The following is a 9,188-nucleotide window of genomic DNA, read 5'->3' as shown; positions in this document are numbered from 1 at the left end:
GCTCTGTAAGGTTGCCCTGTGAGTCCATATCCACTGCAAGGACCCTATATCCATTTCTGCTCAACAAGTGCGCGAGAATGCCGGTTGTGGTGGATTTTCCGCAGCCTCCCTTTTGAATTCCCATTGTAATAGTAATCGCCATCCCTTTATCACCCTTTCTTCTTTTATTTTTTTCTTCTAACGTTGTTTTCTTCTTTTCTTCTTTTCTTCCTTTCTTCTAACGTTGTTTTCTTCTTATTTTATACGATGCCTTTGTCATCCAATTAAAAAAGGCACTCATTAATGGGTGCCTTTTTTTAATTTCTTAAGTTGCTTTTCGAACTTACGCTTGCGCTTTTCTAGCTCCTCTACTGAATCACTTTCAGCCTCCGGCTCCTGAATTTGCAGAACTTCAAATAATTCTTCTTTAATTTCTTCAAATGTAACTGCTGCTGATTCATGATCCAATTTCAGTACTTCCTCCATTTTTTCAATGGACTTTTCCCGTATATACCAAGCAGGCAGTACTTCTTTTGATTTTCTGAAGTCAGATACTAAGCGTATAAGGATGTCTTCTGATTCATCATTATCCTTGTTTGCTGCCTTTAAGACCTTGGTTATGTATCCGACGGGGTTTTCGATGTCCTTGCGGTCCTGTATTTTCTCCAGGAGGCTCATTACATTGTCCTGTCCATGCTTTTCCCATGAAAGAATGACTTCGTCCGTTAACCTTACCCCCATCTTTAAGCCGAGTTTTTTCACTTTCTCTATAAACGTATCGGCAAATTCCTGCAAATGATTTTGAAGCAGGTCCAATTGATCAGGTTTTCCATTGCTTCCTGAAGTAATGAAAAATTTGATTTTATCCACTCTTCGTCCTGTCCTGATTTCTTCTATTTCAAAGGATATATCCGTTTTAGCCTTCAATTCCTTCTGGGCTGGTACAAGAACACGCTGCTTAAAGTTTCCGTATGCAGGATAGATATCCTCAGCCCCGAGCATTTTGCGCAGGTCCTTCAGGTAAAAGGATCTTTCCTTCAGTCTTTCATATTGCTTCAGTAATTCATATATCCTTATGGCGTAGGAGCTTTTCAGCTTCACCACATTCTCAAGTTTGTAGCTTGTGAATTCCCTTTTCAGCTGAAGCAGGTACGGCCGCAGGAAGGGATCAAACCTTATGTCTACAGTTCCTTCCGTTTCGTTATACGCTACATAGCTGAGCCACGAAACCTGTATGACCTTTTTTTTAATCCGCACTTCAAATACCTTCTTCATCAAATCCTTCGTAATCTGCTTCAGTTCTGTATATTTGGGTGTTCCTTTTAAGCTTAGGAGATCTGAAAATTCCTGAATAGGCAGGGTGTAGGTTTTGAAATCTGAATCTGCAGGTGTAATATGGCTCGCCAGACAAAGGATGATTTTTTGTTCTACCACGCCTAATTTATAATTTGCTTCAATGAGCATATTCGACTTAGTCACCAAATGGTTGTTCTGTGTTTCGTTTTTTTCTAAAATTTTCATCACAATTTCCTCCCTTTCGAGCTTCTTCATTATGACAAAAATCCATCGATAACAAAAGGATTTTTTTGTTATAATTCGCACCAAAAATGTTATAGTTCGCACCAAAAATGTTATAGTTCGCACCAAAAATGTTATAGTTCAGGCACCAAAAATGTTATAGTTCGCACCAAAAATGTTATAGTTCGCACCAAAAATGTTATAGTTCGCACCAAAAATGTTATAGTTAGAGGTCTTGAGGCCAGTCATACCAATGGTTTGAGGCCTCCGAAAACAATTAAAACAATGTAAAACAATTAAAACAATATTAGTAAAACAAACACAACAGGGGGTTTTTTGTTGTGAAAATTCTGAAAACTTTAAGATAGAGTAAGTTCAAAACACTAATTTGTGTATCAAAGGTTAAAGACTATTATTTTTTTAAAAGGTTTTAATGATCTGTCTTTACACCTCTGATAGAGCGATAAAAAGAGAGAAATTATAAAGAATTCAATGTCTGGCTTTATTTCTGTCTTATTTCTAGCATGATCTTATACATATTCAGGATACCGGCCGGCTCATTCTTTTTCGTAAACGCCAGAAGACCTCACCCTGCCAACGTACCTTTTGGAATGCTGAGGTCTTCTGGCACTCTAAAGATATCGCCGGCCGGTAGGGAAAGTTTTCTGTCTTGATGTGAACAGTCAGGCAAGATGTGAGTTAAGAGAAAATAAATGCTTTAGAAAAAGAAAAAGAGAAAAATGAAAGTAGATAAAGCTACAGATGTAGGATTCGAGGGTTCCGAAAAGGAAAAATGAAAAACAGGCATAAAAGTGTATGATTCACCAAGAGGTTTTTAAAAAATACGCTGTTTAAGCTTTGTATTTGCCTTTCTAAGCTGTTTGATTTTTTTCCGAATAGGAAAATAAAGATAGGGAGTTCAAACCTCTAAAAACAGCCTTTATGGACGTCTGATAACGAGGGTCTTTCGGAAGTAAAAAAAAAGAACAGTCAAAGACTGCTCCTTCGTTCGGAACCGTTATTTAAACACACTGAAGGTTTTCAAGACATTATTGGTTTCTTCTTCTGTGATGCCGATATACCTCAGGGTAATCGAAGGGTCCGAATGGTGCAGGATTCCCTGCAGCATCGCAATGTCCTTTGTCGCTTTGTAAAACCAGTATCCGAACGTTTTCCGCAGGGTATGGTTGCCGACATGGTCGACACCAGCAAAGTCGGCGGCCTTATTTAACTGCCGGTATGCCTGGGTCGGCGTGATGGCGCCGTCCCCCTTCCGGGATGGAAAAAGCCACTCACTGTCCACATTGACGGCATAGCCGTAGACTTCCTGAAAACAGTTTTCAAGGTACATCTCCCTGATTTTTTGTGTTTTTCCCTCTTTGATGCGCAGTATCTTCGTGTACTTTCCTTTCAAATTCAGAATCTGTTTGGTTTTGAGTCGTAAAAGATCTCCAACTCGCAGCCCGGTTTCACAGCCAAGGACAAACAGAATGTAATCACGTTCCGAACAATGGCGTTTAAGCGCCCACTTCATATCTTCCAGCTGCTGCTGGTTCCGAATGGGCTGCACGTTCTTAATAGGGTTCATAATTGTGTCCCCTTCTTTTTCAAGACGTTCCGAAAAGGTTGCGAGCCCTTATAAAACGGATACTTGAATGTATGATTTTATGTATTTATCTTCATTATAAGGATTAAAAACGAAGGAAGTCAATGAAATCAAGGAAATGAATGTACGGTCGTCTACAGAATCATACATAAAGTAACTTGCTAAAAAAATCATTGACATCATGTGTAAACTCTTTTATCATAAGGGAGTTGCTTATTTAGCAAGCAAGGCATTTTTGATCTTAGAAATTATTGATAGAGCAGTAAAAACAAGATCGAACATGTTCTTGAAAAAAACTATTGACGTCTTATTGAAATAGTAGTAAGATTAGGTAGTCGCTAAGAAATAGCGATTTTAAAAATAACTAACATTCTTCGCAGAAGTTGACAACTACTCAACTTCGTGATATGATGATTAAGTTGTTAAAGTGATTGCTCTTTGAAAACTGAACAAAACTAAGCGCCAACGTTTTAAAATAGTGAGCACACACTCTAAAAGCAAATGAGCAAGTCAAACACTTTATCGGAGAGTTTGATCCTGGCTCAGGACGAACGCTGGCGGCGTGCCTAATACATGCAAGTCGAGCGGACAGATGGGAGCTTGCTCCCTGATGTTAGCGGCGGACGGGTGAGTAACACGTGGGTAACCTGCCTGTAAGACTGGGATAACTCCGGGAAACCGGGGCTAATACCGGATACGTTCTTTCCTCGCATGAGGAAAGATGGAAAGACGGTTTCGGCTGTCACTTACAGATGGACCCGCGGCGCATTAGCTAGTTGGTGAGGTAACGGCTCACCAAGGCAACGATGCGTAGCCGACCTGAGAGGGTGATCGGCCACACTGGGACTGAGACACGGCCCAGACTCCTACGGGAGGCAGCAGTAGGGAATCTTCCGCAATGGACGAAAGTCTGACGGAGCAACGCCGCGTGAGCGAAGAAGGCCTTCGGGTCGTAAAGCTCTGTTGTTAGGGAAGAACAAGTGCCGTTCAACTAGGGCGGCACCTTGACGGTACCTAACCAGAAAGCCACGGCTAACTACGTGCCAGCAGCCGCGGTAATACGTAGGTGGCAAGCGTTGTCCGGAATTATTGGGCGTAAAGCGCGCGCAGGTGGTTCCTTAAGTCTGATGTGAAAGCCCACGGCTCAACCGTGGAGGGTCATTGGAAACTGGGGAACTTGAGTGCAGAAGAGGAAAGTGGAATTCCAAGTGTAGCGGTGAAATGCGTAGAGATTTGGAGGAACACCAGTGGCGAAGGCGACTTTCTGGTCTGTAACTGACACTGAGGCGCGAAAGCGTGGGGAGCGAACAGGATTAGATACCCTGGTAGTCCACGCCGTAAACGATGAGTGCTAAGTGTTAGAGGGTTTCCGCCCTTTAGTGCTGCAGCTAACGCATTAAGCACTCCGCCTGGGGAGTACGGCCGCAAGGCTGAAACTCAAAGGAATTGACGGGGGCCCGCACAAGCGGTGGAGCATGTGGTTTAATTCGAAGCAACGCGAAGAACCTTACCAGGTCTTGACATCCTCTGACAATCCTAGAGATAGGACGTCCCCTTCGGGGGCAGAGTGACAGGTGGTGCATGGTTGTCGTCAGCTCGTGTCGTGAGATGTTGGGTTAAGTCCCGCAACGAGCGCAACCCTTGATCTTAGTTGCCAGCATTCAGTTGGGCACTCTAAGGTGACTGCCGGTGACAAACCGGAGGAAGGTGGGGATGACGTCAAATCATCATGCCCCTTATGACCTGGGCTACACACGTGCTACAATGGATGGTACAAAGGGCAGCAAAGCCGCGAGGCCGAGCAAATCCCATAAAGCCATTCTCAGTTCGGATTGCAGGCTGCAACTCGCCTGCATGAAGCCGGAATCGCTAGTAATCGCGGATCAGCATGCCGCGGTGAATACGTTCCCGGGCCTTGTACACACCGCCCGTCACACCACGAGAGTTTGTAACACCCGAAGTCGGTGAGGTAACCTTTTAGGAGCCAGCCGCCGAAGGTGGGACAGATGATTGGGGTGAAGTCGTAACAAGGTAGCCGTATCGGAAGGTGCGGCTGGATCACCTCCTTTCTAAGGAAAATAACGTTCGCTTACGTTTTGTTCAGTTTTGAAAGAAGCAATTCTTTCAGAACTTTGTTCTTTGAAAACTAGATAATAGATAGAAGGCAAATTTTTGCGTCAATCTTTTCAAAACATACCATGTTTATGGTTAAGTTAGAAAGGGCGCACGGTGGATGCCTTGGCACTAGGAGCCGATGAAGGACGGGACGAACACCGATATGCTTCGGGGAGCTGTAAGCAAGCTTTGATCCGGAGATTTCCGAATGGGGAAACCCACCACTCGTAATGGAGTGGTATCCATATCTGAATACATAGGATATGAGAAGGCAGACCCGGGGAACTGAAACATCTAAGTACCCGGAGGAAGAGAAAGCAAATGCGATTCCCTGAGTAGCGGCGAGCGAAACGGGACCAGCCCAAACCAAGAGGCTTGCCTCTTGGGGTTGTAGGACACTCTGTACGGAGTTACAAAGGAACGAGGTAGATGAAGAGGTCTGGAAAGGCCCGCCATAGGAGGTAACAGCCCTGTAGTCAAAACTTCGTTCTCTCCTGAGTGGATCCTGAGTACGGCGGAACACGTGAAATTCCGTCGGAATCCGGGAGGACCATCTCCCAAGGCTAAATACTCCCTAGTGACCGATAGTGAACCAGTACCGTGAGGGAAAGGTGAAAAGCACCCCGGAAGGGGAGTGAAAGAGATCCTGAAACCGTGTGCCTACAAGTAGTCAGAGCCCGTTAACGGGTGATGGCGTGCCTTTTGTAGAATGAACCGGCGAGTTACGATCCCGTGCAAGGTTAAGCAGAAGATGCGGAGCCGCAGCGAAAGCGAGTCTGAATAGGGCGAATTGAGTACGTGGTCGTAGACCCGAAACCAGGTGATCTACCCATGTCCAGGGTGAAGTTCAGGTAACACTGAATGGAGGCCCGAACCCACGCACGTTGAAAAGTGCGGGGATGAGGTGTGGGTAGGGGTGAAATGCCAATCGAACCTGGAGATAGCTGGTTCTCTCCGAAATAGCTTTAGGGCTAGCCTCAAGGTAAGAGTCTCGGAGGTAGAGCACTGATTGGACTAGGGGCCCCTACCGGGTTACCGAATTCAGTCAAACTCCGAATGCCGATGACTTATCCTTGGGAGTCAGACTGCGAGTGATAAGATCCGTAGTCGAAAGGGAAACAGCCCAGACCGCCAGCTAAGGTCCCAAAGTATACGTTAAGTGGAAAAGGATGTGGAGTTGCTTAGACAACCAGGATGTTGGCTTAGAAGCAGCCACCATTTAAAGAGTGCGTAATAGCTCACTGGTCGAGTGACTCTGCGCCGAAAATGTACCGGGGCTAAACGTATCACCGAAGCTGCGGACTGTTCTTCGAACAGTGGTAGGAGAGCGTTCTAAGGGCTGTGAAGCAAGACCGGAAGGACTTGTGGAGCGCTTAGAAGTGAGAATGCCGGTATGAGTAGCGAAAGAGGGGTGAGAATCCCCTCCACCGAATGCCTAAGGTTTCCTGAGGAAGGCTCGTCCGCTCAGGGTTAGTCGGGACCTAAGCCGAGGCCGAAAGGCGTAGGCGATGGATAACAGGTTGATATTCCTGTACCACCTCCTCACCATTTGAGCAATGGGGGGACGCAGGAGGATAGGGTAAGCGCGGTATTGGATATCCGCGTCCAAGCAGTTAGGCTGGGAAATAGGCAAATCCGTTTCCCGTGAAGGCTGAGCTGTGATGGCGAGCGAATTATAGTAGCGAAGTTCCTGATTCCACACTGCCAAGAAAAGCCTCTAGCGAGGTGAGAGGTGCCCGTACCGCAAACCGACACAGGTAGGCGAGGAGAGAATCCTAAGGTGATCGAGAGAACTCTCGTTAAGGAACTCGGCAAAATGACCCCGTAACTTCGGGAGAAGGGGTGCTCTGTTAGGGTGCAAGCCCGAGAGAGCCGCAGTGAATAGGCCCAGGCGACTGTTTAGCAAAAACACAGGTCTCTGCGAAGCCGTAAGGCGAAGTATAGGGGCTGACGCCTGCCCGGTGCTGGAAGGTTAAGAGGAGCGCTTAGCGTAAGCGAAGGTGCGAATTGAAGCCCCAGTAAACGGCGGCCGTAACTATAACGGTCCTAAGGTAGCGAAATTCCTTGTCGGGTAAGTTCCGACCCGCACGAAAGGCGCAACGATCTGGGCACTGTCTCAACGAGAGACTCGGTGAAATTATAGTACCTGTGAAGATGCAGGTTACCCGCGACAGGACGGAAAGACCCCGTGGAGCTTTACTGCAGCCTGATATTGAATGTTGGTACAGCTTGTACAGGATAGGTAGGAGCCTTGGAAACCGGAGCGCCAGCTTCGGTGGAGGCATCGGTGGGATACTACCCTGGCTGTATTGACCTTCTAACCCGCCGCCCTTATCGGGCGGGGAGACAGTGTCAGGTGGGCAGTTTGACTGGGGCGGTCGCCTCCTAAAAGGTAACGGAGGCGCCCAAAGGTTCCCTCAGAATGGTTGGAAATCATTCGCAGAGTGTAAAGGCACAAGGGAGCTTGACTGCGAGACCTACAAGTCGAGCAGGGACGAAAGTCGGGCTTAGTGATCCGGTGGTTCCGCATGGAAGGGCCATCGCTCAACGGATAAAAGCTACCCCGGGGATAACAGGCTTATCTCCCCCAAGAGTCCACATCGACGGGGAGGTTTGGCACCTCGATGTCGGCTCATCGCATCCTGGGGCTGTAGTCGGTCCCAAGGGTTGGGCTGTTCGCCCATTAAAGCGGTACGCGAGCTGGGTTCAGAACGTCGTGAGACAGTTCGGTCCCTATCCGTCGTGGGCGCAGGAAATTTGAGAGGAGCTGTCCTTAGTACGAGAGGACCGGGATGGACGCACCGCTGGTGTACCAGTTGTCTTGCCAAAGGCATAGCTGGGTAGCTACGTGCGGACGGGATAAGTGCTGAAAGCATCTAAGCATGAAGCCCCCCTCAAGATGAGATTTCCCATTCCGCAAGGAAGTAAGATCCCTGAAAGATGATCAGGTTGATAGGTCTGAGGTGGAAGTGTGGCGACACATGGAGCTGACAGATACTAATCGATCGAGGACTTAACCAAAATGACGTGCAGAATTTACTTCTTCTATTATCTAGTTTTGAAGGAACAACGTTCCTCATAGTTTGGTGGCGATAGCGAAGAGGTCACACCCGTTCCCATGCCGAACACGGAAGTTAAGCTCTTCAGCGCCGATGGTAGTCGGGGGTTTCCCCCTGTGAGAGTAGGACGCCGCCAAGCAATTTCTAGTTTTAGGATTCATAACCCGAAGAATGCAGGTTCAAAATCCTATCTCTTTTCAAAAAAACCTTAGGATTTTTCCTAAGGTTTTTTTGTATATTTTTTCATCTGAAGCGTTTGGATGAACTCTAGGCGGGAGGATTTTTGATGAATAAAGAAGAAATCCGAAATACTGACCAAATCCTTCATTCTTTTGCTGAATGGTTAATGGATCAAAATAAATCAGACAGTACGGCTAAAACATATGTAGGTGTTCTCTCTCAATTTTTTCAATGGATGAAAGAAGAAATAGAAGAGATTGAATCGACCCATGTGCAGGCCTATCTTGATTATATGGACGATTCCAATAAAAGTGCCGGAACAATCGAAAAGCATTATACAGCCATCACTGTATTTTCCCGGTTTCTTAACAAACCAGAGATTATGGCCAACATTGACCGCAAAGCCAAGGAAAAGAAGGATGAACCACCAGAGTCACTGGAGCCAGCTGAACAGTCAGCACTAATAAAAGAAGTGGAAGACGAAGGAAATGTGCGGAACATTGCTATTGTTTATGTTCTTCTTCATACCGGGATTCGGGTCTCCGAGCTTTGTGAATTAAATCACACCGATATAAAAAAAGACGGTGAAAGAGAATCTATTCTTATCCGGGATTCAAAAGGCGAGATTGAACGGGTTATCCCCCTATCAAGAGCTGCCAGTGAGCATATTAAGCGTTATAAAGACTCTCTGAGCGCGGTGCTGGGCGTCGAGGCGCCGATCTGGGCGGAGA

The 9,188-nt window shown here is 46.5% G+C and carries 4 protein-coding genes and 3 rRNA genes; 4 read left to right on the top strand and 3 right to left on the bottom strand.

The features are described from left to right. The 3 genes from ACFVQ0_RS37070 to ACFVQ0_RS37060 all read right to left on the bottom strand — a co-directional run. Nucleotides 1-124 (bottom strand): ParA family protein (locus tag ACFVQ0_RS37070; RefSeq protein ID WP_390093594.1); only part of this gene is annotated, 124 nt, incomplete at its 3' end. Nucleotides 125-279: 155 nt separating this feature from the next. After that, nucleotides 280-1,530: a replication initiation protein gene (locus ACFVQ0_RS37065; protein WP_376532906.1), complete on the bottom strand. Its 1,251-nt coding sequence runs from the start codon at nt 1,528-1,530 to the stop codon at nt 280-282. A 985-nt stretch (nt 1,531-2,515) separates the two neighbouring features. Beyond that, the gene (locus tag ACFVQ0_RS37060; protein ID WP_376174685.1) at nt 2,516-3,085 is read right to left on the bottom strand and encodes a tyrosine-type recombinase/integrase; all 570 of its coding nucleotides are present in this window, start codon (nt 3,083-3,085) and stop codon (nt 2,516-2,518) included. A gap of 537 nt (nt 3,086-3,622) precedes the next feature. On the opposite strand from ACFVQ0_RS37060, the gene ACFVQ0_RS37055 reads away from it, so the two are divergent. From ACFVQ0_RS37055 to ACFVQ0_RS37040, 4 genes are all read left to right on the top strand, one after another. Next, nucleotides 3,623-5,172 (top strand): 16S ribosomal RNA (locus ACFVQ0_RS37055). Between the two features lie 137 nt (nt 5,173-5,309). Next, nucleotides 5,310-8,239, top strand: a 23S ribosomal RNA gene (locus ACFVQ0_RS37050). Between the two features lie 61 nt (nt 8,240-8,300). Then, nucleotides 8,301-8,416, top strand: a 5S ribosomal RNA gene (gene rrf, locus ACFVQ0_RS37045). Together the 16S, 23S and 5S rRNA genes form the textbook arrangement of a ribosomal RNA operon. A gap of 147 nt (nt 8,417-8,563) precedes the next feature. After that, the coding region (locus ACFVQ0_RS37040) for a tyrosine-type recombinase/integrase (RefSeq protein ID WP_390093593.1) at nt 8,564-9,188 on the top strand (625 nt) is incomplete at its 3' end.

This window comes from Streptomyces sp. NPDC057900 (genome assembly GCF_042887885.1).
Classification (GTDB): Bacteria; Actinomycetota; Actinomycetes; order Streptomycetales; family Streptomycetaceae; genus Streptomyces.
This window is presented reverse-complemented; position numbering and strand designations above follow the sequence as displayed.

What these genes read in the sequence shown, in the direction of transcription:
- ACFVQ0_RS37060 (WP_376174685.1), bottom strand. Translation starts at nt 3,085, where the DNA reads ATGAACCCTATTAAGAACGTGCAGCCCATTCGGAACCAGCAGCAGCTG.
- ACFVQ0_RS37065 (WP_376532906.1), bottom strand. Translation starts at nt 1,530, where the DNA reads ATGAAGAAGCTCGAAAGGGAGGAAATTGTGATGAAAATTTTAGAAAAA.